Source organism: Streptomyces sp. NPDC046465, from assembly GCF_040646035.1.
GTDB lineage: Bacteria > Actinomycetota > Actinomycetes > Streptomycetales > Streptomycetaceae > Streptomyces.
In genome coordinates this window covers 1-25,063 of sequence record NZ_JBEYZK010000005.1, presented here as the reverse complement: position 1 = coordinate 25,063, position 25,063 = coordinate 1, and the positions used below count along the sequence as shown (strand labels likewise).

Here is a 25,063-nt window from a genome sequence, read left to right as displayed (position 1 = left end):
GACCGTCAGGCGCTCCGCTCGATCGACTTCTGGAACTCGCGGGCCATCTGCTCAAGGCCCTTGTTCTTCCACTCGGCCCAGAACGGCTTCCACTCGCTGAGCTTCTTGCGGCCGCTGACGATGTCGTTGACCAGGTCGGTCGCCTCGGTCGACATGCGCCCGTAGTGCTGGGTGTACGCGTCCGAGTAGTGGCCGACCGTGGGATTGCGCACGGCGGTCTTCAGGAGCTTCTGCTCGGCGGCGTAGACGTCCTTGACGTCCTGGACGCGCCGCGTGCCGGGGAAGCTCGACGCGATGAGCGCGAACGGTGCGGTCGTCGCGGTCGCAAGGCCGCTGTAGAGCCCCTCGACCTGCTGCTTGCCCTGCTTGGTGCGCTCCGGGAAGCCGTTCTTGTCGTACGTGAAGTCCTCGCCCTCGGTGCCGTACTCCAGGAACTCGCGCTCCTTGCTGCCGAACGGCGCGGCCAGGTAGTCGAGGACGCGGAGCAGCATGCGCACCCGCTTCTCGTCGCCCTTCCTGATGGCGGTGTAGCCGATGGTGCCCAGGTGGTAGTGGTGGTTGGGCCGGTGCCCGCCCGCGCCGAACGGGATCATGATCTCGGCGGCGAGGCCGGGGTCCTGGACGCGGATCTCGTTGCGCGCGTTGAAGGGGTTGGCGTGGACGGTGGCGCCGATCGTGCCCTGCGCCATCTTGATGTACGCGTCGGCCATCTTGGGGTTGCCCGGGTAGAAGACGCCCGCCTTCTTCAGCTTCAGGATGAAGTCGAGGGTCGCCTCGTACTCGTCGGTCTCCTGGAACCAGGTGAGCGAACCGTCCTTGTTCTGCCGCCACTTGTTGGGCGCGCCGAAGCACTGGCTGAGCACGCTGGCCGTGTTGACGTAGATCGGCTCAAGCGCCCAGGTCTTGCCGCCCGTGACCTCCTTGCACTTGGCGAGGAACTCCTCCGGGCTGCTCGCCTGGATGCCGTCGGCCTTCTCCCAGACCTTCGGATTGCCGGCGTAGACCTGGCCGAACGCCGGGTAGGGCACGGGCGCGCCCCAGATCTTGCCGTTGACGACCGCCGTCTTCCAGTGGGCGGGCGTCATCGCGGCGAGGTTCGGGTACTTCTTCACGGCGTCACCCGAGACGTACTGGGTGATGTCCGCGCACTTGGCTTCCAGGAGCTCGGCGATGTGCTGGATGCCCTGGTTGGGCGGTATCCACAGCAGGTCGGGCAGGTCGCCGCCCGCGATGGTCGCGGAGAACTTCTCCTCGTAGCCGGGGTCGGTGCCGAGGATGGCGGTCAGGTCGACGCCGAGTTCCTTGTTGAGCCTGCTCCAGTGGCCGTTGGAGTCCTTGGGGGTGGGCGGCTGGGTCCAGATCTCCGTGAGCACGGTGATCTTCGAGCCGTCGCCGGGGGTCTTGGCGACGCTGCGGACCAGGTCCTTGGGGTAGGAGAGGAAGCCCGCCGAGAGGCCCTTGGCGTTCGGCGCGAGGTCGGGCTTGATCTTGTCGAAGGGGACGTGCGTGGGCAGCTTCACCTTCGACGACGCCGCCTCGCCCGTCTTCTTCGCCGACGAGCCGCAGCCCGTCAGGGAGGTGGCGGCGGCGCCCGCGGCGACGGCGGTGGACAGGCTCAGGAAGGTGCGTCGGTTCATGCCAGGCATGCGAGTTCTCCGCGGATGAGGTCGTGTGGGGACGGGTCAGAGCCTGTGTCATATCCCCGGTCGGATCAGCGGGCGGCGTCTGGTGCGTGCGATCGCAAGGCGCCGGGAAGTCCTCGTAGCGGAGCTACTAGGGCTTTTCGGCAACGCGGCGAGCGTGCGTGCCAGACGCCGCCCGCCCGGCCGGGGATATGACACAGGCTCTCAACCCTTGATGGCGCCGGTGAGTACGCCTTTGGTGAAGTACTTCTGCAGGAACGGGAAGAGCGCCAGGATCGGCAGCAGCGCGATCATGACCACGGCCATGGACAGGGACTGCTGCGGCGGCATGTGGGCGATGCCGAGCTGGTCGCTCGTCATGGACTTGTTCTGCACGACGTAGGTGCGCAGGACCAGTTGGACGGGCCACTTACCGGAGTCGTTGAGGTAAAGCATCGCGTTGAAGAAGGCGTTCCAGTACGTCACCGCGTAGAAGAGGCCGACGACGGCGACGACTCCCTTGGAGAGCGGGAGCGCGATGCGGGTGAGGATGCGCCAGTCCCCCGCGCCGTCGATGCGGGCCGCCTGGTAGAGCTCGTCGGGGATGTTCATGAAGAACGCCCGCAGGACGACGAGGTTGAAGGCGTTGATGAGGACGGGGAGGATCAGCGACCAGTAGGAGTCGAGGAGTCCGAGCTCCTTGACCACCACGTACATCGGGACCATGCCCGGCGCGAAGAGCAGCGTGAAGAGGACCATCAGGAGGACGGGCTTGCTGCCCGGGACGCCGCGCTTGCTCAGGGCGTACGCGAGGGCGATCGTCGTCAGGAGCGAGAGCGCGGTGCCGACGGCGGTGATCAGGACGCTCACGACCACCGCGCGGGTCACGATGCCGCCGGACAGGATCGTGCGGTACGCCTCCAGGGTCGGTTCCGTGGGGAAGAGGACGAAGCCGCCGGACTCGGTGATCTCCTTGCGGGACGCGAGGCTGGTGGAGAGGACCGTGAGGAACGGCAGGATCATCACGGCGCAGATGACCGTGATGACCACGGCCTTGGCCGCCGAGCCGATCTTCGTCGGGGGCTCCTCCCAGGCCGGGCGCTCCTCGCGGGTGCGCCGTCCCTGGGTGCGCAGGGGGAATCCGAAGCTGCTCATTTGCTGTACACCCCGTGCTCTCCGAAGGCGTGGGCGACCTTGTTGGCGCCCCAGATCATCAGGGCGCCGATGACGCCCTTGACCAGTCCTGCCGCGGCGCCGACGCCCCAGTCGCCGTACACGACGCCGTGGTAGTAGATGTATGTGTCGAGGACTTCCGCCGCGCGGGCGCCGACCGCGTCGCGCTGGAGCAGGAACTGCTCGAAGCCGACCGAGAGCACGTCGCCGAGGCGGAGCACGAGCAGCATGATCGTGACGCCGCGGACGGCGGGCAGCGTGATGTGCCACATGCGGCGCCAGCGTCCGGCACCGTCGACGGCCGCCGACTCGTACAGGCTCTGGTCGACACTGGCGAGCGCCGCCAGATAGATGATCATCCCCCAGCCGATGTCCTTCCAGATCACCTGGCCCGTGATGAGCAGCGAGAAGGTGCTGGGGTCGCTCATCACGTCGAGCGGGGCCATGCCGTGGTCCCGCAGGTAGTTGCTGAACAGGCCCGCTCCACCGAGCACTTGCTGGAAGAGCGCGACGACCAGGACCCACGAGATGAAGTGCGGCAGGTACACGATGCTCTGCACGAACTTCTTGACGCGCGGGCTGACCAGACTGTTGATCAGCAGGGCCAGGGCGAGCGGGGCCGGGAAGAAGAAGATCAGCTGGAGCGTGGCGAAGGCCAGGGTGTTGCGGACCGCCTCCCAGAACGCCGGGTCGGCGAACAGCTCCTGGAAATTGGCGAGGCCGACCAGCGGGCTTTCCTTGAAGCCGATGAAGGGCTGGTAGTCCTGGAAGGCGATCACGTTGCCCAGCATCGGCAGGTAGAAGAACCCGATGAAGAACAGCACGCCCGGCGCCATGAGGGCGAGCATCACCCAGTTGTTGCGCAGGCGGACGCGGAGCGGAGCGCGCAGGCGCACCTTCGAACCGGGTTTCCCGGGCGGGGACTTCGGCGACGAGGTCGGCGCGGACGCGGGTGGTGACGCGGCCTGTGGCCTGCGTCGCGTTGCAGGGGATGTCACTCGTTCTCCCTGGCCTGGCGGCATGACGGCATGGAGGGGCAGCGGCCATGGCTTCTCGGGTGTCCTCGGGCGGACTTAATTAAGAAGCCAACTTGCCGAAAGTGAGCCACATCATGGAAGGGTCGCTGGCGCCCGTCAACCACCTGCGGGAATTAAGAGGTTGGACTTTTCTGCGCGGCGCGTTCGGTCTGCTCCATCTGTTCCAAGTGGTCCAGTGCGAGACGAGCTGCCCCGATTGCGGTGGATTCCGCACCGAGCACAGACGTGCGCACTTCGGGCGCGTACGGGCTGCGCTCGGCGAGGCGCCGGGCGAACGGTTCGCTCAGCAGGGCACCCGCCCGGGAGATGCCGCCGCCGAGCACGACCGCGCGCGGGTCGAGCACGGCGACATGGCGGGTGAGGCTGTCGGCGAGGCACTCGGCGAAGGCGCGCAGGGTGTAGCGGGCGCCTCCGTCGCCCGCGGCCGCGGCCGTGACGACCGCGCGCGCCGCGTTCTCACGGGTGGGCCGGTCGGCACCCTGATGCCCGGCGAACCAGTCGAGAAGCCGCTGGTAGGAGAGCTCCCAGCCGTCTCCCGCGACCATCTCGCCCGCCGCGCCGTGCCGACCGCGGTGCAGTTCGCCGCGCAGCCACAGACCGATGCCGAGGCGGTTGCCGACGTACAGGTACACGCAGTCGCGCACGTCGACGCTGACGCCGCCGGTGCACTCCGCGAGAGTGGCGAGCTGGATGTCGTTGCCGACGACCACGGGACCGTGGACGGCGTCGGCCAGTTCCCTGGCGAGGTCGCGGCCGGTCCACTCGGGCAGCGAGTCGCTCACCGAGACGCGCCCCTCGGTGTCGACCATGCCGCTGGTGCCGATGCCGGTGGCGAGCGGGCGCACCCCGGCCGCCTCCGGCCTGGCCAGACAGCCCGCGATCGCGGTGCGCACGGCGTCGAGCCGGTCGTGCGCGGAGAGTTCCGGCGTGACGGCGACGCGCTGCGCGACGACCGTGCGGCCGAGCAGGTCGGCGGCGAGCACGAGGATCTTGTGCGCGCCGATGTCCACGCCGAGGACGTGCCCGGCCTCGGCGCGGAACCGGAATCTGCGGGCCGGCCTGCCCACGCCGCCGTTGCCCGGCGGCAGTTCCACGAGGCGTCCCTCGCGCAGGAGCTGGGCCGTCAGGTCCTGGGCCGTCGGCCGGGAGACGCCGATCAGGGCGGCCAGCTCGGGCACGGTGATCTCGTCGCGCTCGCGCAGCACACGCAGGGCGGCCGCGGCGTTCAGCCGCCGCAGCAGTGACGGATCGCCACTCAACGGGTCGCCACTCATGGGTCCCTCCCCCTTGACAGCAAGATCGGTTGCTCTCAGGGTGACCCGGAGCGATTGAGAAACTTACCTAACAAACAGCGCCCTTGGGAGCACAGATGGGTGAGACAGAACCGCGAACCGGCCATCCCGAGCTGGAGTGCGGTGTCGGCATCTGGGACCAGGACGTCTACGGCAATCATCGCCTGCTGGTGGATGTCACGGCCGCGGCCCCCGCCGTCGCGGCCGAACTGCCGTGGCGCCGCCAGGGTTTGAGCGTACGTTCCGTCACCGGCGCCGTGGACGTGATCGTGCTCGCCCCGTCCGGCCTGCGGGTGCACAACACCGTGGCCGTGGAGGTGACCGAGGAGCGCGGCCGCATCGCCTTCGAGCCGGTGGAGGGCCCGGGGGCGTACGCGGTGCACTATCTGCCGTACGCCCACACGGGCAAGCCGTACTACCCGCAGGCCGCCTACCGCCCGCTGACGAGGACCGCGGACCCGGGCTGGGCGCACCGCTGCGGTCTCGACGGGTCCGGCCTCGACGGGAGCGGTCTCGCCGGGAGCGGCGACGCCTTGGCCGCGCTCCCCCGCGCCGAGGCCTTCCGCTATGAAGCGGCGAGCGCGGTCGACTCGTTCGCGCCGCTGGGCTTCGCCGCCACCGGCGCCGAGTGCCTGACGCTCCGAGAGGCCCACCGAGGCGAGCCGTTCCTGCTCTTCGGGGAGGACCGTGCGCATCCGCTCGGCCGCTACGGCAGGCTGCCCGCGCGCTGGGCACACGCCGTACCGGGGGCGCCCTTCACCGGCACGGCCGACCGCGGGGAGTTCTACGCGGTGCAGGTCGGCGTGTACGCGCTCACCGGCCTGACGGACGTCCGCGCCGAGGTCCGCGGGCTGCCGTTCCCCGTGCGGTGCCTGAGCACGGACGGCACCGACGCACGCGGCGACGCCTTCCGGCGGCACGTCGAGGTGGCCGAGGACGGCGTGGCCGCGCTGTGGCTCGGCATCGACGTGCCCGAACAGGCCCCGCCCGGCCGGTACGAGGGAGAGATCGCCGTCCGTGCGGAGGGCTCGGCGGAGCGCACCCTGCCCCTGCGGCTCACCGTTCGCGAGAGTGCCGTCGCCGGGCACGGCGCCGGTGATCCGGCACGCCTGGCCCGGCTCCGCTGGCTCGACTCGACGTTGGCGCAGGACGACGAGGTGGTCCCCCCGTTCACCCCCGTGCGGGTCGACGGGCACCGGCTCACCATCCTCGGCCGCACCGCCGAACTCGGCCCCGAAGGCCTCCCCCAACAGCTCTTCTCCGCCTTCACGCCGTCCGTGACCCGCGCCGACGGACCCGACCGCGCCCTGCTGGCCGCGCCGGTCGCGCTCGGGATCGGCCGCGGTCTCCGACACGGGCCGCTCTCTCTCGACCAGCCGGGCCCGGCACGGGTGCGCTGGTCGACGACGGCGACCGGGCAGGACGTAATCCTGCGTACAGAGGGCGAGTTGGAGGCCGACGGCTTCCTCGTCCTGCACGCCACCGTCGAGGCCACCGACGACACCGAGCTCGACGTGACACTGGACGTGCCGGTGCGGGAGGACGTCGCGCGGTACGCGATGGGGCTCGGCCTGACGGGCCGCGCGTGCCCGGCGACGTACGACTGGACGTGGGACACCCCCACCCGGAACCAGGACGCCTTCTGGCTCGGCGAGCCGTCCGCGGGCCTACAGCTCTCGCTGCGCGACGAGCAGTACGCACGGCCGCTCAACACCAACTACTACCGTGAGAAGCCCCTGGTCACGCCCCGTTCCTGGGCGGGTGACGGGGACGGCGGGGTGCGGCTGCGCACGGTCGGCGGAGTGCGCGGACTCACCGCGTACAGCGGGCCACTGCGGCTGCGCGCGGGCGAGAGCCGCCGTTTCGAGTTCCGTCTCCTTCTCACCCCGTTCAAGCCGCTGGACCCGGCCCGTCAGCTCACCGACCGGTACTACCACGCGTACGCCACACCCGCCGAGGTCGCGGAGTACGGCGCGAACGTCGTCAATCTGCACCACGCGACGCCACCCAACCCGTACATCAACGACCCCCTGCTCGCCGCGGAGACCCTGCGCGCCTACACCGACGAGGCACACCGGCTCGGCGTGCGCGTGAAGGTCTACGACACGGTGCGCGAACTCACCCGGTACACACCCGAGTTGCCGGTGCTCGCCGCGCTCGGCGACGAGATCTTCGCGCCAGGACCCGGCGGTGGGCACGCCTGGCTGCAGGAGCACCTGGGCGACGACTACGTGCCGGGCTGGGTGGCGTCCGACATCGGCGACGTCGCGGTGGTCACCTCCGGCGACTCGCGGTGGCACAACTCCTACGTGTGCGGCATCGAGCGGCTGCGCCGGGTGGCCGGCGCGGACGGGCTCTACCTGGACGACGTGGCGTACGACCGGACCACCATGAAACGGGTCAGCAAGGCGCTCGCCCGCTCCGGCGCTTCCGCGCCCCTGGTCGACCTGCACTCGTGCAACCAGTTCCGGGAGGCGGACGGGTTCGCCTCCAGCGCCAACCTCTACGCGGAGCTCCTGCCGTACGTCGACCGGCTCTGGCTCGGCGAACTCTTCGACTACGACGGCGCGGACGGGTCCGACCCCGCCTACTGGCTGGTCGAGATCTCGGGCATCCCCTTCGGTCTGATGGGCGAGATGCTGGAGGGCGGCGGCAACCCCTGGCGCGGTCTGGTCTTCGGGATGACGGCGCGGGCCCCCATGACCGACGTACGGCCGCTGTGGCAGGCCTTCGACCGGCTGCGGCTCCCGGAGGCGGAGATGACCGGCTGGTGGGCGGGTGAGCCGCCGGTGCGGACCGGTCGGGACGACGTCCTGGCGACGACGTGGCGGGGGCCGGGCGGGACGGTGACCGCGCTTGCGTCCTGGGCCGCGGAGCCCGTGGAGGTGGTGCCGGTCATGGCGTCCGGTCCGGTGGCCGCGTACGCGCCCCCGATCGAGGGGTTCCAGCCGGAGCGGTCGTTCGCCGCGGGCGAGCCGGTCCCGGTGCCGCCGGGACGCGGCTGGCTGCTGGGGATCGCGCCGCCCGGGGACGGGCCTACTTCCCCATGACGAGACCGGCCTTGCCGCCCTCCCGGCTGAGGGCCACCCGGCGGATCCGGTCGCGGACGTCGCCCAGCTCGGCGCCGCGGTCCAGCGCCTTGTTGAGGTTGACGACCCGGCCGGCGTCCGTGTCGAACAGCATCGGCAGGAACTCGGCCTTCTTCACCAGCCAGCGGGTGCCTGGGCGCTCGGGCGGCGCGAAGGTGAAGCGGCCGATGGTGCCCTGGTTGCCGCGCGGGTCGTGCGCGCCCTCGTGGTTGATCATGTCTCCGGCGATCTGGTCACCCATGCCGTAGATGGCCCAGGTGCCGTTCACCTTCTCGTAGGCCTGCGGCACGTGCGCGTGCGTTCCGAGCAGCAGGTCGATGTCGGGGCGCCCGCCGGTGCGGGACGCCGTGAGCTGCTTGCCGAGCCGCAACTGCCGGCGGTCGGGCTCGTCCTGCCACTCCGTGCCCCAGTGCAGGCTGACGACCACCACGTCGGCGCCCGCCTTCCGGGCCGCCCGCGCGTCGGCGACGATCTTGCCGCGGTCGATGAGGTCGACCGTCCACGGCTTGCCCTTCGGCAGCGGGTAGCCGTTCGTGCCGTAGGTGTAGGCGAGCTGCGCGACCTTCGCGCCGCCCGCCCGCAGCCAGGCCGGGCTCTTGTCCTCGGCCGCCGAACGGGCCGATCCCGCGTGCTTCACACCCGCCTTGTCCAGCGCGTCCAGGGTGCGGCGCACTCCTGCCGAACCGTCGTCCAGCGTGTGGTTGGACGCGGTGGAGCAGGAGTCGTACCCGGTGGCCTTGAGGGCGCGGGCCACTTGGGGCGGGGACTTGAAGCTGGGATAGCCGGTGTAGTCGCCGTCGGCTCCGTAGACCGTCTCCATGTGACAGATCGCCAGATCCGCCCGGGAGACGACCGGCTTGGCGCCCGCGAGCATCGGCGCGAAGTCGTAGCCGTCGCCGTCCGCGTCGGCGTTGGCCTGGCGGATGATCGAGGCGTGCGGCAGGACGTCGCCGGAAGCGACGAGCGTGAAGGGGTGCCACGCGGCCGTGGAACCACCGGCCGGGGAGCGCTGTCCGCCCGTCAGGAGCTGGGCCGAGCACGCGGCGGTGGCCGCGATGCCCACGAGCAGAAGGGCCGCCGCCGCTGCCGTCGCGGGGCGCGAACGCCCCGCCCGTCGGATGGCTTGCGAGGTGAAAGGGGTTCTTGTGTGCCGTGAGATGTGCCGTGAGATCCGTACGCGCTGCGTCATCGATCGAGCTCCGTGGCTGGGGCGATATTCGGCCAGACGAATACACGTACGGAAATAACATCAAATCAAGGATCATTGCCGTCATAGTCCCTGAAACGGAGTCAAACGCAGTGGCCTGTGACGCGAACAACACGAGGCGGCTCACCTGCGGTGAAACCGTAGGCCGGGTCAAGGCTCCGTAAAGCGCCTTGCTCGGCACCCCTCTCGGGTAATCGGCTGTTCCTCACCGTGTGCCGGATTGGGGGGCCAGAGGCCGGTGACGCACACGGACCGGAGGAAGGCGGAGCGGATGCGGCACGAGAGCAGAGGGAACACCGACGACCCCCAGGACGGCGAACTGGCCGTCCCCATGGCCTGGTTGTATGCCGAGTACATCGCCGACGAGCTGCTGCGCACCGGCGATCTGATGCCGCCCACCTCCTTCGAGTACCGGGCGGGGCGCGACGCCCTCGCGCTGACGATCTTCCTGTCGGACACCCGGGGCGAGCTGTCCGGGATCCGGGTGATCTCGCAACTGGAGACCTGGCTGACCCTCACCGCGTACGGGCAGCCGTGGCAGGACTGGGTACGGGAGCGGCTCACCCAGCTCACGGCGGAGGCCGTCGCGGCCAGTGGGCCCCGGCCCGACCTGGAGCTCGCCGACCTCGCGTGGCGCTGGTTGCAGGAGACCGAACTCCTCGCGCCGGACCTGGACGCGGTGCCCGGCCGTGCCGTCCTCGGCGAGGAGGACGGGCCGAAGGTGTGGACTCCGGCCTGGCGCCTCGGGCTGCCGCTCGGCCATCTGGCGATCCATCTGTTCTGAGCCCGGGTTCTGAGCCCGGGTTCTCAGCCCCGCACGGCCGGACGGGGGGGGCGGGGGCTACTTCAGCAGTCGCGACATCCGTCTGTCCGCGAGCAGTCTGCCGCCCGTCTGGCACGTCGGGCAGTACTGCAGCGAGGAGTCGGCGAAGGAGACCTCGCGGACCGTGTCGCCGCACACCGGGCACGGCTCGCCGGTACGGCCGTGCACCCGCAGGCCGCCCTTCTTCTCCGCCTTGAGGCGGCCCGCCGCGACACCGTGCGAGCGCTCCACCGCGCCGTTCAGCGTATCCAGCAACGCCACATGCAACCCATGGACTTCCTCCTTCGTGAGACTCGACGTGAGCCGGAACGGCGACATGCGGGCCGCGTGCAGGATCTCGTCGCTGTAGGCGTTCCCGATGCCCGCGATGAGGCTCTGGTCGCGCAACGCCCCCTTGATCTGGCGCCGTTCGCCCGCCAGGAGGCCCGCGAACCGCTCCTCGTCGAAGTCGGCGGCCAGCGGGTCGGGGCCGAGGCGCGCGATGCCCGGGATCTGCTCGGGCGACTCGGTGACGTACACCGCCAGACGCTTCTGGGTGCCCGCTTCCGTGAGGTCGAAGCCCTCCCCCGTCTCCAGGGCGACACGCAGCGCCAGCGGGCCCTTGCCGGGGCGCGGTACGCCGTCGGGGAGCCGGTCGTGCCACCGCAGCCAGCCCGCGCGGGCCAGATGGGTGACCAGGTGCGGTCCGCCGGTGTCGATGTCCAGAAACTTGCCGTGCCGGTGCACGGCGGTGACGGTGCGGCCTTCGAGGGCGGTGAGCGGCGGATCATACGTCTTGAGGACGCTGATCGCCACGGGCAGCACGCGCACGATCTCACTGCCGACCAGATGGCCCGTCAGGAAGCCCCTCAGTGCCTCGACTTCAGGAAGTTCAGGCATCGCTCTCCCTCAGTTCCTTGGCTCCGCGCCCCCGTGTCTCCGCGACGGGCACGACGAACTCGCACCACACGCATTTGCCGCTGCCGCGCGCCTCCACGCCCCACTCGTCCGCGAGCCGGTCCACCAGGAGCAGGCCGCGGCCCGAAACGCCGGAGTCGCCCGCGTCGCGGCGGCGCGGCAGGGCGCTCGACGCGTCCTCGACGTCGACGCGCAGCCGCCGGTCGGTGCCGCTCAGGACGCGCAGGGTCACGACCGCGGAGCCGTCGGTGTGCATCAGGGCGTTGGTGATCACCTCGTCGGCGACCAGCTCGATCTCGTCGGCCCGTTCGCCCGCGCCCCAGGCCCGTACCGCGGCCCTGATCATGTGCCGGGCGTCGGCGAGCGCCTCCGGGTCGCTCGGCGCGACGTGCTGCCGCAGGCGCCCGCCCGAGCGCGGTGTGTCGGCCATACGGCGGCGCATCAGGAGCAGCGCCGCGTCGTCTTCACCGCTGCGGCCGTCGATGAGGCCGCAGAGCCGGTCGGCGAGCCGCTGCAGGTCCCGGGGGCCGACCGCGGCGAGCTCCGCCAGTGCCCGCATGCCGTCGTCCAGGTCGGCGCCCGGCTCCTCGACGAGGCCGTCGGTACAGAGCAACAGGGTCTGACCCGGGTCGAGTTCGAGGGTGGTGACGGGATAGTCGAGCTGCCCGAACTCGGCGGAGAGGCCCAGCGGCAGACCGCCGTCCACCGGCACCCGGCGGCAGGTGCCGTCGGCGAGCTGGACGAGCGGATCCAGATGGCCGGCCCGGACGAACTGCACCACCCCGGTCGAGAGGTCCGCCTCCGCGTAGAGGCAGGTCGCGAAGCGGTCGGTGTCCAGTTCGTGCAGGAAGCCGGAGGCGCGGGCCATGACGGTGGCGGGCATGTGTCCCTCGGTGGCGTAGGCGCGCAGCACGATGCGGAGCTGGCCCATGACGGCCGCCGCGTGCGTGTCGTGGCCCTGGACGTCGCCGATGACGGCGCCGACGCGGCTGCCGGACAGCGGGATCACGTCGTACCAGTCGCCGCCGATGTCCCGGCCGAGCGCCGCCGAGCGGTATCTGACGGCGATCTCCGCGCCGGGGACGCCGGGGATGCTGCGCGGCAGCATGGCCTGCTGGAGGCCTTGGGCGAGGTCCTTCTCCTGCTCGTAGAACATGGCGCGCTGCAAGCTCTGCGCGATGCTGCTGCCAAGCGCGACGAGGACGTTGCGCTCCTCCGCGGTGAAGCCGGTCTTGTTCTGGTAGAGCAGGCCGAGGGCGCCGACGGCGCGGCCCTGCGCGATCAACGGCAGATACGCGGCGGCGGAGATGCCGAGTTCGTCGATGTGCGGCCAGAGCAGCGGGTAGGACTCCGCGAAGTCGTCCGCGGTGTCGATGTAGCGCGGGGCGAGGGTGCGGACGACCTCGCTCATCGGGTAGTTCTCGTCGACGCCCGTAAGACGGGTGCCGGGGACGAAGCTGCCCGCGGGACCCTCCGCCACGAGCCGGATCCGCCCGGCCTCGACGAGGCCCATGACGAGGTTCGACGCGCCCAGGTGCGCGAGACCGTGGGTGTCCCGGAGCACGTCGATGACGTCCCGCACCGTGCGGGCGTGCGCCAGCGCCGCCGTGGTGCCCTGGACGAGGCTTGTCGTGCGGCGCCGCTCGGCCTCGTCGTCGGCGCGCTCGCGCAGCGCGGCCGGGCTGTCGCCGAGCTCCTGGGTGGCGTCCCTGACGAGTCCCACGATGCGGTGCGGGCGGCCGGTGCGGTCCCGTTCGATGCGGCCCTGCGTGTGCGTCCAGCGCAGCGCGCCGGTGCGGCAGCGGATCCGGAAGTACGCGCCGTACGTCTCGCTGCCGTCCTTCAGGGCGTGCGAGACGGCCTGGTCCAGGCGGTGCGCCTCGACGGTGGGGACGCGGAAGGCGAGGGACTCGGGCCGGTTGTCGTACTCCTCGGGGCGTACGTCGAAGACTTCGTGGGCGGTGGCGTCCATCGTCATCCGGCCCGTGTCCAGGTCCCAGTCGAAGCGGCCCATGCGCAGCGCGGCCCCGTGCAGCGAGAGGAAGCAGCCGTCCGACTCCCCGGCCGGCTGCCCGCAGTGGCAGTGCCCCGCCGGGTCGTGCTCCATGGGCCCACGCTAGGCGGAGCCCCGCGCGGGCGCATTCGGGGACGCGGGTGCGGAAGCGTCAGGTGTCGAAGGTGTCGGGGCCGCTGTCGGAGAACGGGTTCTCCGACGGGTAGGGGTCATCGGCACCAGGTCGTCCTCCTCCTGGGAGGGGCCTTCGGTCGGGGGCGTCGGGGGCGGTTCACGAGGGCCCAGGGGTCTCGCCCGAGATGGAGCGGGTGCCCCGCGGTGTCGTGGAGCCGGTGGGCGACGGCTGAGGCGAACGGGTGACGGGCGGCGGGGGCCCGGCGTTCTCCGCGGTGGACTCGGTGAAGGGGTCAGGGCCGCGGATATCGCGAGGACGATCGCGTGGGTCCTGGTGGGTGCGCGCACCGGTTCTCCCGCCGTTGCCGTGCCGTGCGCCCCCGGCCTCCGGAGGCGTTCCGCCATGGTCCGCAGGGGCTCCGGCGGGCCCGCAAGCGGACGGAGATCCCCCGGCGCCCGCCCGGCGTCCCTGCCGAAACCCCTGACCAGCGGCACAATGGGGCCCGTGCAGTGGTTCACGGCGGACGCGTACTGGATGAGCCGGATGATCTTCCAGCGAGCCCTGGCCGCGGTCTATCTCGTGGCGTTCCTTGGGGCCGCCCTGCAGTTCCGGGCGCTCCTCGGTGAGCGCGGGATGCTGCCGGTGCCGCGATACGTCGCCCAGGTGCCGTTCCGGCGGGCGCCGAGCCTGTTCCAGCTGCACTACTCGGACCGGTTCTTCGCACTGTGCGCGTGGACGGGATGCGGGGTCGCGGTGGGGCTGCTCGCCGGTCTGGACGGGCGCCTGCCGCTGTGGGGCGCGATGCTGCTGTGGCTGGTCCCGTGGGCGCTGTACGTCTCGATCGTGAACGTGGGACAGACCTGGTACGGCTTCGGCTGGGAGTCGCTGCTCCTGGAGGTGGGCTTCCTCGCGGTCTTCCTCGGCAACGACCGCGTCGCACCGCCCGTTCTGGTGCTCTTCCTCCTGCGGTGGGTGCTGTTCCGTGTGGAGTTCGGCGCCGGGCTGATCAAGATGCGCGGGGACGCGTGCTGGCGCGCGCTCACCTGTCTGGACTTCCACCACGAGACCCAGCCGATGCCGGGACCGCTGAGCTGGTTCTTCCACCATCTGCCGAAGCCGGTGCACCGGGTGGAGGTCGCGGCCAACCACGTCACCCAACTCGCCGTCCCCTTCCTGCTGTTCACACCCGGTCCGGTGGCGACGGGAGCGGCCTGCCTGATGATCGTGACCCAGCTGTGGCTGGTCCTGTCGGGCAACTTCTCGTGGCTGAACTGGCTCACCATCGTGCTCGCCGCGTCCGCCCTCGACCTGTCCCCCTGGCACACGGCGCCGGAGGTCGCGGGCCCGCCGCTCTGGTACGAGGTGGTGGTCACCGCCGTCGCCGCGGGGCTCTTCGCGCTGAGCTACCGCCCGGTGCGCAATCTGCTGTCCCGGCGGCAGGTCATGAACCGCTCGTTCGATCCGTTGCACCTCGTCAACGCGTACGGCGCGTTCGGGAGCGTCAGCCGGGTCCGCCAGGAGGTCGTCATCGAGGGCACGGCGGATCCGGTGCCGCGTGAGGACTCCGACTGGCGGGCGTACGAGTTCAGGGGCAAGCCGGGCGACGTGCGGCGGTGGCCGCGCCAGTTCGCGCCGTACCACCTGCGGCTCGACTGGATGATGTGGTTCGCGGGGCTCTCCCCCGCGTACGCCGGATCGTGGTTCGGACCGCTGGTGGAGCGCCTCCTGGACGACGACCGCGACACCCTGCGGCTGCTGCGGAGTTCGCCGTTCCCGCCCGGCGCCCCGCCCGCGTACATCCGCGCCCGGCTCTACCGCTACCGGTACACCACCTGGCGGGAGCTGCGCGAGACGGGCGCCTGCTGGGAGCGCACGTACGTCCGTGAATTCCTGCCACCGACGCGGCTCGCCCCGCCCGCTCAGAGCCCGTAGACGCGGCGGGCCGTGCCGCCGAAGACCTCGCCCTTCTCCTCCGTGTCGAGCGAACCGGTCAGCAGCCGTGCGGCATCGAGGACTTCGGTGTACGAGGCGGCCAGCGTGCTGACCGGCCAGTCGGAGCCGAACATCAGCCGTCCGGGGCCGAAGGCGGTCAGGACGGTGTCCGCGTAGGGCCGCAGGTCGTCCACCGTCCACGTCTTGTGGTCGGCCTCGGTGACCAGGCCGGAGAGTTTGCACACCGTATTGGGGCGGGCGGCGAGAGCACGGACCGCCGAGGCCCAGGGTTCGAGGGCTCCCGTGACGACGGGCGGCTTGCCCAAGTGGTCCAGGACGAGGGTGAGTTCGGACAGCTCCGCCGCGATCTTGGCGCAGGCGGGCAGCTGGTGGGGCAGGACCACGAGGTCGTGGGCGAGGCCCGCCTCTGCGAGTGCCGTGAGACCTTTGCGGACGTCGGGGCGCAGCAGCCACTCGGGGTCCGGCTCGCCCTGGACCTGGTGGCGGATGCCCACCAGGTGCTGTCCGCCCGGGAGTTCGCGGAGCGCGGCCAGTGTGTCGGCCACGTCCGGGCGGGTGAGGTCGGTCCAGCCGACGACCCCCGCGACCAGTTCGCTGCCATCCGCGAGGGCCAGGAGCTCCGGGGTCTCCTCGGGGACGGTGACCGTCTGTACGAGAACGGTGGCGGTGACGCCTGCCGCGCGGGCCTCGGGTGCGAGATCGGCCAGGGAGAAGTCCCTGCGGAGCCCCGCGAGGGCCTCGCCGGTGATCCACTCCTGGTCGCGCACGGACAGGTCCCACACGTGGTGGTGGGCGTCGACGAGGGACGGCGCGGTCCCGGCGGGCCCGGTCACGGCAGCTCCCACACGACGGGCAGCCCGGCCTCGGTGCCCTCGGCGGAGTAGTCGTGGACGACGTCGAGGAGCTCGCCCATCCGCGCCTGCCAGGCGACGTTGACCGGCAGCTTCTCCAGCTCGGCGAGCAGCAGGGTGTAGTCCTCGCACTCCAGGACGTGGAACAGGTCCGTTCCGCTGCGCCAGATAGTCCAGGAGGAGGCGCCCGCGGCGCGGATCGCGGTGGTGAGTTCGCCGGGCACCTCGCGGTGCACGGCGTCGTACTCCTCGACGCGGTCGGCGCGGACCTTGGTGTGCAGCGCGACTCTCACAGCCGGTCCCTTCCCCGTACGACCGCCGGTATGTCCGCCGGTATGTCCGCCGGTATGTCCGCCCGCACCGTTCCGGGCACCGGCACGTCCTGCGGCAGCAGCCCGGCCTCGCGTGCCTCCTGCCAGAAGTCGTCCGGCACATCGGCGGCGAACTGTTCTGCCGCATCGGTGACCTGCTCCGGTGCGTGGATGCCGACAAGGACGCTGGCGACGGCGGGGTGGCCGAACGGGAAGGCGAGCGCGGCGGCGCGCAGCGTGGTGCCGTGCCGCTCGGCGAGGGCCCGCAGGGCCACGGCGCGCGCGAGCAGTTCGGGCGGTGCCTCGCTGTAGTCGAAACGCGCGCCCGGCCTGGGGTCGGCGAGCAGGCCGGAGTTGAAGACGCCACCGATGACGATCGACGCGCCCCGCTCGCTCGCCGCGGGCAGCAGCTCGGTGAGGGCCGTGTGGTCGAGGAGTGTGTAGCGGCCCGCGCAGAGCACGGCGTCGACGTCCGTGTCGCGGACGAAGCGGGTCAGCATCCCGGCCTGGTTCATGCCCGCGCCTATCGCGCCGACGACCCCTTCGGAGCGGAGTTTCTCCAGGGCGGGGTAACCGTCGCGGAAGGCTTCCTCCGCATGGTGGTCGGGGTCGTGCAGGAAGACGATGTCGACGCGGTCGGCCCCGAGGCGGGTGAGGCTGGCCTCGATCGAGCGGCGCACGCCGTCCGCGCTGAAGTCCCAGACCCTGCGGTGCGTCCTCGGCACGGCGAAGCCGCCGTCGGCGAGGTCGTCGCCCGTGACCTCGCCGACCGGTTCCAGGAGCCTGCCGACCTTCGTCGAGATGGCGTACGAGGAGCGGTCCCGGCCGCGGAGCGCCTCACCCAGCCTGCGTTCGGAGAGGCCGAGGCCGTAGTGCGGGGCGGTGTCGAAGTAGCGGATGCCCGCGTTCCAGGCGTGGTCGAGGGCGGTGGCCGCCTGCTCGTCGCTGATCGGCGCGTAGAGGTTGCCGATGCCCGCGGCGCCGAAGGACAGCTCGGTCACCTCGACGCCGCCGGAGCCGAGAGGGCGGCGCGGGAGGCCGCTCCGGGAGTCCGGGAGGCCGCTCACGGAGTCCCGATCGCCGCTCACGGGGTCGCCGGGCGGAGCCGCAGGCCCTGCATGCCGCCGTCGACGGCGAGCGCGGTGCCGGTGGTGGCGCCGGACAGAGGGCTCGCCAAGTAAGCGATGGCGCCCGCGACTTCGGCCGCGGTGACCAGGCGTCCGGTGGGCTGGCGGGCGGCGAGTGCGGCGCGCTCGGCGGCCGGGTCGGGGGCGGCGTCCAGGAGGCGGCCGATCCACGGGGTGTCGACGGTGCCGGGGGTGACGCAGTTGACGCGGATGCCCTCGCGTACGTGGTCGGCGGCCATCGCGAGGGTGAGGGAGAGCACCGCGCCCTTGGACGCCGAGTACAGGGCGCGCTGCGGGAGGCCCGCGGTCGCGGCTATGGAGCAGGTGTTCACGATCGCCGCGCTTGAGGACCTGCGCAGATGGGGCAGGGCGGCGCGGGTGGTGCGTACGACGCCGAGGACGTTGACGTCGAGGACGGTGTGCCACTGGGTTTCGTCGTTGTCCTCGACGGTGCCCTGGGCGCCGATGCCCGCGTTGTTGACCAGTACGTCGAGCCCGCCGAGGTCGGCGGCGGCCGACGCGACGGCCGCCCGTACGGAGACGTCGTCGGTGACGTCGGCGGCGTACGGGTGGAGGGGCTTGTCGACGCCGCTCGGGTCGAGGTCGAGCACGGCGACGCGGGCGCCGCGCGCGGCGAGGAGGTCGGCGGTGGCCCGTCCGATGCCGGAGGCGCCGCCGGTGACGAGGACCGTGAGCCCCTGGAAGTCGGTCATGCGGCTGCTCCCTTGTCGTGCGCGAGGTGGTCGTGCGCGAGGTCTGCGTGCGCGAGGTCCGCGGCCCAGAACGTGCCGTCCGGATAGGTGAATTCGGCGATGGACTCGGCCCGCATGGTCGCCGAGAAGCCGGGCGCGGTCGGCGCCGTGTAGTGGCCCGCGCGCATCACGACAGGGTCGGTGAAGTGTTCGTGGAGGTGGTCGACGTACTCGATGACACGGTTCTCGGTGGTGCCCGCGAGCGCCACGTAGTCGAACATCGACAGGTGCTGGACGAGCTCGCACAGGCCGACGCCGCCCGCGTGCGGGCAGACGGGTACGCCGAACTTCGCGGCGAGCAGCAGGATCGCGAGGTTCTCGTTGACGCCGCCGACCCGGGCCGCGTCGATCTGGAGGATGTCGATGGCGCGGGCCTGGAGGAGCTGTTTGAAGACGATGCGGTTCTGCACGTGTTCGCCGGTGGCGACCTTGACCGGGGCGACGGCGGTGCGGATCGCGGCGTGGCCGAGGACGTCGTCGGGGCTGGTGGGCTCCTCGACCCAGTAGGGGTCGAATTCGGCGAGCGCGCGGGTCCACCGCACCGCCTCGTCGACGTTCCAGCGCTGGTTGGCGTCGACGGCCATGCGGATGTCCGGTCCGATCGCCTCGCGGGCGGTGCGGCAGCGGCGGATGTCGTCGGCGAGGTCCGCGCCGACCTTCAGCTTGATCTGGGTGAAGCCGTCGGCGACGGCCTGCCGGGCGAGCCGGGTGAGCTTCTCGTCGCTGTAGCCGAGCCAGCCGGGCGAGGTGGTGTAGCCGGGGAAGCCGTGCTCCTGGAGCGCGGCGGTGCGGTCCGCCGCGCCCTCGCGCCCCGTCCGCAGCAGGCCGAGGGCCTCGTCGGGGGTGAGGGCGTCGGCGATGTAGCGGAAGTCGACCTGGGAGACGAGCCACTCGGGGGTGGCGTCGGCGAGCAGCCGCCACAGCGGTTTGCCGGCGCGCTTGGCGGCGAGGTCCCAGGCGGCGTTGACGACGGCGCCGATGGCCATGTGCATCACGCCCTTCTCGGGGCCGAGCCAGCGCAGTTGGCTGTCGCCGACCAGGGCGCGGTTGACGGTGCCGGGGTCGGCGCAGAGCTCGTCGACGGGGCGGCCCATGACGTGGTGCCGCAGGGATCGGATCGCGGCGACCTGGACGTCGTTGCCGCGGCCGATGGTGAAGGTGAAGCCGTGCCCTTCCAGGCCGTCGTCGGCGTCCGTGCGCAGCACCACGTAGGCGGCGGAGTAGTCGGGGTCCGGGTTCATCGCGTCGGATCCGTCGAGCTCCCGCGAGGTCGGGAACCGTATGTCGTAGGTGTCGACCGCGGTGATGCGGGCGGGGGTCGGGGACACGGGAGGCCTTTCCGGCAGGGGACGGGGGCGCGGGAGGAACCGTCGGCCAGGTCAGTCCTGCGCGCGGCCCGTGGTGACGCGCGCGATCATCAGGGCGACCAGGATGATTCCGCCGTAGATGGCCTGGATCCAGAAGGACGGCACCTGGGCGAGGGTGAGCAGGTTCTGTACGACGCCGAGCAGCAGGACGCCGGTGAGGGCGCCGAACATGGTGCCCTTGCCGCCGTCGAGGCTGATGCCTCCGATGACGGCGGCGGCGAACACCGTGAAGATCATGTTCTGGCCCTGGTTGGCGTTGATGGCGCCGACGTAGCCGGTCTGCATGAGCCCGCCGACCGCGGCGAGGGCTCCGGCGACCACGAACACGCCGAGCATGACGCGGTCGACGCGGATACCGGCGGCGCGCGCCGCGTCCGGGTTGCCGCCGATCGCGTACAGGGCGCGGCCCACACGGTGGTACTTGAGGACGAACCCCGCGAGGCCGAAGGCGGCCGCCGCGAGCCACACGGACATGGGGACGTGCAGGAACGTGGTGGTGGCGAGGGTGTAGAAGGCGTCGGACATGCCGAAGAGGGTCTTGCCCTCGGTGGCGCCGACGAGCAGGCCGCGCAGCACGATCAGCATGGCGAGCGTCACGATGAACGCGTTGAGCTTGAGCTTCACGACGAGGATGCCGTTGAAGGCGCCGATGGCCGCGCCGACGAGCAGGATGGCGAGGATGCCGACGGCCGCGGGCAGGTCCGTGCCGAAGCCGGCCTGTGCGGCGGGCAGGACGAGGAGCGCGCCGACGGCGGGCGCGATGCCGACGACCGACTCCAGGGACAGGTCGAACTTGCCGGTGATGAGGACGAGCGACTCGGCGAGGACGACCATCGCGAGGGCGGCGGACGCGCCGAGGATGGAGATGAGGTTCCGCTCGGTCAGGAAGGTGTCGTTCACCAGCGTGCCGAGCAGCATGAGCAGCAACAGGGCGGGCACGAGGGCGAGTTCGCGGGCGCGGCGCAGCAGCACGGTCTTCGCCGCCGCCTTGTCGCGTACCGCCCGTACGGGAGTCGTGGTCGAGGCCGACGGGGCCTTCAGGTCAGCCATGGTCCACTCCTTCGATGGCGGCGATCAGCTCGTGGTCGGTGAAGCCCGCCTCGTACTCCGCGACGACGCGCCCGTGGAAGAGGACGAGCACGCGGTCGCAGCGGCGCAGGTCGTCCAGTTCGTCGGAGACGACGAGTACCGCGGTGCCGTCCTCGCGGGCGTGGTCCATGCGGGCGAGCAGGGACTCCTTGGACTTCACGTCGACGCCCGCGGTCGGGTTGATGAGGACCAGCAGGCGCGGGTCGGAGGCGAGCGCGCGGGCCATGACGACCTTCTGGGCGTTGCCGCCGGAGAGGTCGGAGACGGGCTGGTCGGGGCCTTCGGCGTGGATGTCGAGGCGGTCGATGAGATCGTCGGCGAAGCGGCGTCTGGCGTCGGTGCCGACGAAGCCGTAGCGGCCGAGCCGGTCCAGGACGCTCATGGTGGCGTTGTCGCCGATGGTCATGGAGTGGACGAGGCCCTGGCTGTGCCGGTCGCGCGGGACGCAGCCCACTCCGGCGCGCAGGGCGGCCGTCACATCGCCGAACGGCAGTTCCTTGCCGTCGAGCCGGGCAGTGCCGCCGGTCGGCGTGTGCAGTCCGGCGAAGCTCTCCGCGAGGTTGATCTTGCCGCTACCGGAGGAACCCGCGAGGCCGACGACCTCGCCCCTGCGGACGGTCAGGTCGATGTCGGCGTAGGACTCGCTGGTGAGCCCCTCGACGGCGAGCAGCACGGGGGCGTCGCCGGGGACCTCGGTCCTTGCCACGGCCCGCTCGGCCTGGGCCTGCTCGGCGATGACCTCGCCCGCCATGGCCTCCACCAGGGCACCGTGCGGCAGTTCGGCGACGGGGGCGCTGGTGATCCAGCGGGCGTCGCGAAGGACGGTGACGGTCTGGCACACCTCGTACACCTCCTGGAGGTGGTGCGAGATGAACAGGAAGGTGACGCCGGACTTCTGGAGTGCGCGCATGCGGGTGAAGAGGCGCTCGATCTCGCGGTTGTCGAGCTGCGCGGTCGGCTCGTCGAGGACGATGAAACGCGCGCCGAAGCTCAACGCCCGTGCGATCTCGACCATTTGGCGGTCTTCGACCTTGAGGTCGGCTGTGCGCGCCTCGGGGTCGACGCGCACGTCCCAGGTGCCGAGGACCTCCGCGGCCTCGGCCCGCAGTCTGCGCCAGCTGATGAGACCGCCGCGGCCCTGGGGCTGGCGGTTGATGAAGAGGTTCTCGGCGACGGTCAGTTCGGGGACGACGGTGGGTTTCTGGTAGACGCAGGCCACCTTGCGGCGCCAGGCGTCGCGGTCGGTGAGCGGCGGCGCGGGTTCGCCGTCGAAGTGGACGGTGCCCGCGTCGGGCGCCTGGAGTCCGGTGAGGACGGTGACGAGAGTGGACTTGCCCGCGCCGTTGCGGCCGACGACGGCGTGCGACTCGCCCGGCAGAACGGTCAGGCGGCCGTCCCGCAGGGCGACGGTGGGTCCGTACCGCTTGACGATGCCGATCGCCTCGACGAGCGGCGGTGCGGCGGCCAGGGCGGTGGGGGGCTTGGTCATCGGATCGCTCATTTGACCGTGTTGCCCCACAGCTTGGAATCGTCGACGTTCCCCTTGGTGACCAGCGGGGCGGGCAGCTGGTCCTCGAGGATGCCGCTGGGCAGCTCGACGATCTCGGAGTCGTGGTCGGTCGGTCCGGGCTTGAACTTCTTCCCGTTCATCGCGGCCTTGATGTAGTACATGCCGTACTTGGCGTAGGCGTCGGCGGGCTGCGAGACGGTCGCGTCGATCTGGCCCTTGCGGATCGCGTCGAACTCCTGCGGGATGCCGTCGTTGGAGATGACGGTGATGTGGCCCTTCTCCCCCGGCTTCTTGAGTATCCCCTTGGACTTGAGGGTCTGCAGGGTGGGTGCGAGATAGACGCCGCCCGCCTGCATGTAGATGCCCTTGAGGTCGGGGTGGGAGTTGAGGAGGGTGTCGAGTTTGGAGGCGGCCGTGTCGGACTCCCACTTGGCGGGGATCTCCAGGACCTTCAGCTTCGGGTACTTCTTCTTGACGCAGTCGCGGAACGCCTTGGAGCGCTCGCGGCCGTTGACGGAGGCCAGGTCGCCCATGATCTGCACGACCTTGCCGGTCCTGACCTGCTTGCCGAGGTAGTCGCAGGCCTTCTCGCCGTACGCCACGTTGTCGGCCCGCACCACCATCGCGACCTTGCCCTTCTCGGGCGCGACGTCCACGGCGACCACGGGCACGCCCTTGCGTTCGGCCTGGTCGAGGCCCGCGGAGATCGCGGCGCTGTCGAGCGGCGCGACGACGAGGCCCTTCACGCCCTGGTTGAGCTGGTTGTTGATGTCGGTGATCTGCTGCGAGGGGTCACTGTTGGAGTTGACGGCCTTCATCGCGTCGACGTCCTCGGACTTCGCCATCTTCGGCACGTAGTCGTTGTACGACTGCCAGAACGGCGAGGTCAGCAGGGGCAGGACCACCCCGACCTTGCCCTCTCCGCCGCCCTCGCCACCGGGCGACGCGGTGTCCTTGGTACTGCCGCACGCCGCGAGCACGAGGGAGACGCAGGCGGTCGCGGCTGCGGCGCGCACCGCCCGCGAAGTCCGGCTGCTGCCGAGCCTGTTGCGCACATTCCTGCCGGCCATCTTGACGGCTCCTCATCGAGGGGGATCGAACGGGAACGGGGAATCCAGGATCCGATGACGCGAATATTTATCAGACCACTTGAGGCTCACAACACCCCTCGTCGTCAACTTTTCGCACTTTCCGGCCGTAGTGGTCGGACCACATCTCTGGCTAGACTGCGGCGCACTCGGCTAGTGGAGGAGCGTTACGTGGACAAGCCAGACCAGTCCGCCCCGCAGAAGGGCACCGTGACGCAGCGGGCCATCGAGCAGATCAAGGCGATGATCGGCGAGGGCCGTCTGGAGCCGGGCCAACGCCTGCCCACGGAACGGGACTTGGCGGTGCAGCTGGGCATATCGCGCTCCTCGATGCGGGAGGCGATCCGCGCGATGACGGTGCTCGGCGTCCTGGAGGCCCGGCACGGCTCCGGCATCTACGTGACGCAGCTGGAGGCCGGCGACCTCCTCGAGACCTTCGGGGTGGTGGCGGACCTGTCCCGCGGGCCGCGCCTGGTCGAACTCCTCGAAGTGCGCCGGGTCCTGGAGTCCACCGCGACCGCGCTGGCGGCCGCACGGATCTCACCCGACCAACTGGCCGACGTGGAGAAGCACTTGGAGGCCATGAACGCCACGGACGACCCGGAGGAGATCATCTCCCACGACCTGGCGTTCCACCGCACGATCTCCCTCGCCGCGGGCAACGACACGATGGCCGCGATACTGGAGGGCCTCTCGTCCCGCACGTTCCGCGCCCGGGTGTGGCGCGGCTACCAGGAGGAGGACGCCTTTGAGCGCACCCGCCGCGAGCACGCCCGCATCCACCGGGCCCTCGTGGCCCGGGACCCGGAGGCGGCCAGGGCCGCGGCGGCGGCGCATGTGGGCGAGGTGGAGGAGTGGCTGCGGGGGCAGTTGGAGGGGTGAGGGGTCGGTTGAGAGGTGAGAGGTCAGTTGAGAGGTGAGAGGTCGAATGAGAGGTGAGGGGTCGGTCGAGGAGCGAGCGAGCGAGGACGGTGCGGGAAACGCGAGTGACGGGCCGGGACGGTTCTGACACCATCCCCGACGTGATCACCGACCCGCGCAACACAGCACCCCTGGCCTCGGCCGTACGCAACAACGCCGCGTGGTGCGACGCCGTCTGCCGCTCCCACGGGGTGGCGGGAACCGTCGAAGGGGAGTCGTGGGCCAGTCCCCGTCGCACTCCCCCGCTGTATCCCGACGCCGTGACGCTCGCGCCCGGCGTGACACCCGAGGACGTGGTGGCCCGTATCGATCTGGCCTCTCCGGGTGCCTCCGTCAAGGACAGCTTCGGCACGCTGGACCTTGCCGCGGCAGGCTTCGAGGTGCTGTTCGAGGCGGAGTGGGTGCACCGTGCGGCGAGCGGCTCCGAGCGGGGGGCGGGAGGCCGGGGGGCGGGAGGCCGGGGGCCGGGAAGCTGGGGGCCGGTCGACGTCGACCGGCTCGCGCACTGGGAGGCCGCGTGGAGCGGGGACGGGACGAGTGGCGGCCTTTTCCTGCCCGCGCTGCTCGACGACGGCGCGGTCTTCCTCGCGGAGACGGCCGACGGCGGCATCACGGCGGGCGCCATCGCCTACCCCGGTGCCGGTGTCATCGGCGTCTCCAACCTCTTCACCTCCGACGACGACCCGGACACCGCCTGGCGCTCCTGCCTGGCGGCCACGGACCGACTCTGCGCGAACGGCGCCCTGCGCCAGGCGAGCACCCCGCCCGCCAGTACTCCGGCGGGCCTGGCCCACCCCGCGAAGTCCTGCCCCTCGGTGAGCGCGC

At 71.2% G+C, this 25,063-nt stretch carries 19 protein-coding genes and 1 pseudogene; 4 read left to right on the top strand and 16 right to left on the bottom strand.

Going from position 1 to position 25,063, the window contains the following annotated elements:
* Positions 1–5: 5 nt before the first annotated feature.
* From ABZ953_RS09425 to ABZ953_RS09410, 4 genes are all read right to left on the bottom strand, one after another.
* On the bottom strand, positions 6–1,637 hold the full coding sequence (locus ABZ953_RS09425) for an extracellular solute-binding protein (protein WP_361719331.1): 1,632 nt from the start codon (positions 1,635–1,637) through the stop codon (positions 6–8).
* Between the two features lie 210 nt (positions 1,638–1,847).
* The gene (locus tag ABZ953_RS09420; protein ID WP_361719328.1) at positions 1,848–2,777 is read right to left on the bottom strand and encodes a carbohydrate ABC transporter permease; all 930 of its coding nucleotides are present in this window, start codon (positions 2,775–2,777) and stop codon (positions 1,848–1,850) included.
* Positions 2,774–3,793, bottom strand: coding sequence for an ABC transporter permease subunit (locus tag ABZ953_RS09415; protein ID WP_361719325.1), 1,020 nt, complete (start codon positions 3,791–3,793; stop codon positions 2,774–2,776). Before ABZ953_RS09415 ends, ABZ953_RS09420 begins: the two co-directional genes overlap by 4 nt.
* A 152-nt stretch (positions 3,794–3,945) precedes the next feature.
* Positions 3,946–5,106: an ROK family protein gene (locus ABZ953_RS09410; protein ID WP_361719322.1), complete on the bottom strand. Its 1,161-nt coding sequence runs from the start codon at positions 5,104–5,106 to the stop codon at positions 3,946–3,948.
* Between the two features lie 95 nt (positions 5,107–5,201).
* On the opposite strand from ABZ953_RS09410, the gene ABZ953_RS09405 reads away from it, so the two are divergent.
* Entirely contained in the window at positions 5,202–8,174 is a 2,973-nt protein-coding gene (locus ABZ953_RS09405; RefSeq protein ID WP_361719319.1) for a glycoside hydrolase domain-containing protein, read from the top strand.
* On the opposite strand, the gene ABZ953_RS09400 is transcribed toward ABZ953_RS09405, so the two are convergent.
* On the bottom strand, positions 8,161–9,402 hold the full coding sequence (locus ABZ953_RS09400) for a CapA family protein (RefSeq protein WP_361719316.1): 1,242 nt from the start codon (positions 9,400–9,402) through the stop codon (positions 8,161–8,163). The two genes, ABZ953_RS09405 and ABZ953_RS09400, sit on opposite strands and share 14 nt — an antisense overlap.
* Before the next feature lie 289 nt (positions 9,403–9,691).
* Here ABZ953_RS09400 and ABZ953_RS09395 point away from each other — a divergent pair, with 289 nt between their 5' ends.
* The gene (locus ABZ953_RS09395) at positions 9,692–10,204 is read left to right on the top strand and encodes a hypothetical protein (RefSeq protein WP_361720128.1); all 513 of its coding nucleotides are present in this window, start codon (positions 9,692–9,694) and stop codon (positions 10,202–10,204) included.
* A gap of 57 nt (positions 10,205–10,261) precedes the next feature.
* On the opposite strand, the gene ABZ953_RS09390 is transcribed toward ABZ953_RS09395, so the two are convergent.
* A complete protein-coding gene (locus ABZ953_RS09390) occupies positions 10,262–11,122 on the bottom strand; it encodes a DNA-formamidopyrimidine glycosylase family protein (RefSeq protein WP_361719313.1) in 861 nt (286 codons plus the stop codon).
* Positions 11,115–13,247 (bottom strand): SpoIIE family protein phosphatase, encoded by a 2,133-nt coding sequence (locus tag ABZ953_RS09385; RefSeq protein ID WP_361719310.1) that lies wholly within the window; start codon positions 13,245–13,247, stop codon positions 11,115–11,117. Before ABZ953_RS09385 ends, ABZ953_RS09390 begins: the two co-directional genes overlap by 8 nt.
* A 526-nt stretch (positions 13,248–13,773) precedes the next feature.
* Here ABZ953_RS09385 and ABZ953_RS09380 point away from each other — a divergent pair.
* Complete coding sequence (locus tag ABZ953_RS09380) at positions 13,774–15,201, top strand: lipase maturation factor family protein (protein WP_361719307.1); 1,428 nt, start codon at positions 13,774–13,776, stop codon at positions 15,199–15,201.
* Here ABZ953_RS09380 and ABZ953_RS09375 read toward each other — a convergent pair.
* From ABZ953_RS09375 to ABZ953_RS09340, 8 genes are read right to left on the bottom strand one after another with little or no spacing between them, the layout of a single operon-like run.
* Positions 15,189–16,055 (bottom strand): amidohydrolase family protein, encoded by an 867-nt coding sequence (locus tag ABZ953_RS09375; RefSeq protein WP_361719304.1) that lies wholly within the window; start codon positions 16,053–16,055, stop codon positions 15,189–15,191. The two genes, ABZ953_RS09380 and ABZ953_RS09375, sit on opposite strands and share 13 nt — an antisense overlap.
* On the bottom strand, positions 16,052–16,366 hold the full coding sequence (locus ABZ953_RS09370) for an L-rhamnose mutarotase (RefSeq protein ID WP_361719301.1): 315 nt from the start codon (positions 16,364–16,366) through the stop codon (positions 16,052–16,054). The genes ABZ953_RS09375 and ABZ953_RS09370 overlap by 4 nt, the downstream gene beginning before the upstream one ends.
* Complete coding sequence (locus tag ABZ953_RS09365; protein WP_361719298.1) at positions 16,363–17,451, bottom strand: aldo/keto reductase; 1,089 nt, start codon at positions 17,449–17,451, stop codon at positions 16,363–16,365. Before ABZ953_RS09365 ends, ABZ953_RS09370 begins: the two co-directional genes overlap by 4 nt.
* A 17-nt stretch (positions 17,452–17,468) precedes the next feature.
* Positions 17,469–18,224, bottom strand: coding sequence for an SDR family oxidoreductase (locus ABZ953_RS09360; protein WP_361719295.1), 756 nt, complete (start codon positions 18,222–18,224; stop codon positions 17,469–17,471).
* Positions 18,221–19,591 (bottom strand): L-fuconate dehydratase, encoded by a 1,371-nt coding sequence (locus ABZ953_RS09355; RefSeq protein ID WP_361719293.1) that lies wholly within the window; start codon positions 19,589–19,591, stop codon positions 18,221–18,223. Before ABZ953_RS09355 ends, ABZ953_RS09360 begins: the two co-directional genes overlap by 4 nt.
* A 51-nt stretch (positions 19,592–19,642) precedes the next feature.
* Complete coding sequence (locus tag ABZ953_RS09350) at positions 19,643–20,680, bottom strand: ABC transporter permease (RefSeq protein WP_361719290.1); 1,038 nt, start codon at positions 20,678–20,680, stop codon at positions 19,643–19,645.
* Positions 20,673–22,208: a sugar ABC transporter ATP-binding protein gene (locus tag ABZ953_RS09345; protein ID WP_361719287.1), complete on the bottom strand. Its 1,536-nt coding sequence runs from the start codon at positions 22,206–22,208 to the stop codon at positions 20,673–20,675. The genes ABZ953_RS09350 and ABZ953_RS09345 overlap by 8 nt, the downstream gene beginning before the upstream one ends.
* Positions 22,209–22,216: 8 nt before the next feature.
* The gene (locus tag ABZ953_RS09340) at positions 22,217–23,299 is read right to left on the bottom strand and encodes a sugar ABC transporter substrate-binding protein (protein WP_361719285.1); all 1,083 of its coding nucleotides are present in this window, start codon (positions 23,297–23,299) and stop codon (positions 22,217–22,219) included.
* 189 nt (positions 23,300–23,488) lie between these two features.
* On the opposite strand from ABZ953_RS09340, the gene ABZ953_RS09335 reads away from it, so the two are divergent.
* Positions 23,489–24,199, top strand: coding sequence for a FadR/GntR family transcriptional regulator (locus tag ABZ953_RS09335; RefSeq protein ID WP_361719282.1), 711 nt, complete (start codon positions 23,489–23,491; stop codon positions 24,197–24,199).
* Between the two features lie 667 nt (positions 24,200–24,866).
* On the opposite strand, the pseudogene ABZ953_RS09330 reads toward ABZ953_RS09335, so the two are convergent.
* Positions 24,867–25,063 (bottom strand): annotated as a pseudogene (locus ABZ953_RS09330) (hypothetical protein); the annotation flags it as partial.

Bases quoted from the DNA above. Each gene is read 5' to 3' on its own strand.
- ABZ953_RS09350 (WP_361719290.1), bottom strand. From the start codon at position 20,680: ATGGCTGACCTGAAGGCCCCGTCGGCCTCGACCACGACTCCCGTACGG.
- ABZ953_RS09390 (WP_361719313.1), bottom strand. From the start codon at position 11,122: ATGCCTGAACTTCCTGAAGTCGAGGCACTGAGGGGCTTCCTGACGGGC.
- ABZ953_RS09360 (WP_361719295.1), bottom strand. From the start codon at position 18,224: ATGACCGACTTCCAGGGGCTCACGGTCCTCGTCACCGGCGGCGCCTCC.
- ABZ953_RS09420 (WP_361719328.1), bottom strand. From the start codon at position 2,777: ATGAGCAGCTTCGGATTCCCCCTGCGCACCCAGGGACGGCGCACCCGC.
- ABZ953_RS09425 (WP_361719331.1), bottom strand. From the start codon at position 1,637: ATGAACCGACGCACCTTCCTGAGCCTGTCCACCGCCGTCGCCGCGGGC.
- ABZ953_RS09345 (WP_361719287.1), bottom strand. From the start codon at position 22,208: ATGACCAAGCCCCCCACCGCCCTGGCCGCCGCACCGCCGCTCGTCGAG.
- ABZ953_RS09385 (WP_361719310.1), bottom strand. From the start codon at position 13,247: ATGGAGCACGACCCGGCGGGGCACTGCCACTGCGGGCAGCCGGCCGGG.
- ABZ953_RS09395 (WP_361720128.1), top strand. From the start codon at position 9,692: ATGCGGCACGAGAGCAGAGGGAACACCGACGACCCCCAGGACGGCGAA.
- ABZ953_RS09410 (WP_361719322.1), bottom strand. From the start codon at position 5,106: ATGAGTGGCGACCCGTTGAGTGGCGATCCGTCACTGCTGCGGCGGCTG.
- ABZ953_RS09405 (WP_361719319.1), top strand. From the start codon at position 5,202: ATGGGTGAGACAGAACCGCGAACCGGCCATCCCGAGCTGGAGTGCGGT.
- ABZ953_RS09400 (WP_361719316.1), bottom strand. From the start codon at position 9,402: ATGACGCAGCGCGTACGGATCTCACGGCACATCTCACGGCACACAAGA.
- ABZ953_RS09340 (WP_361719285.1), bottom strand. From the start codon at position 23,299: ATGGCCGGCAGGAATGTGCGCAACAGGCTCGGCAGCAGCCGGACTTCG.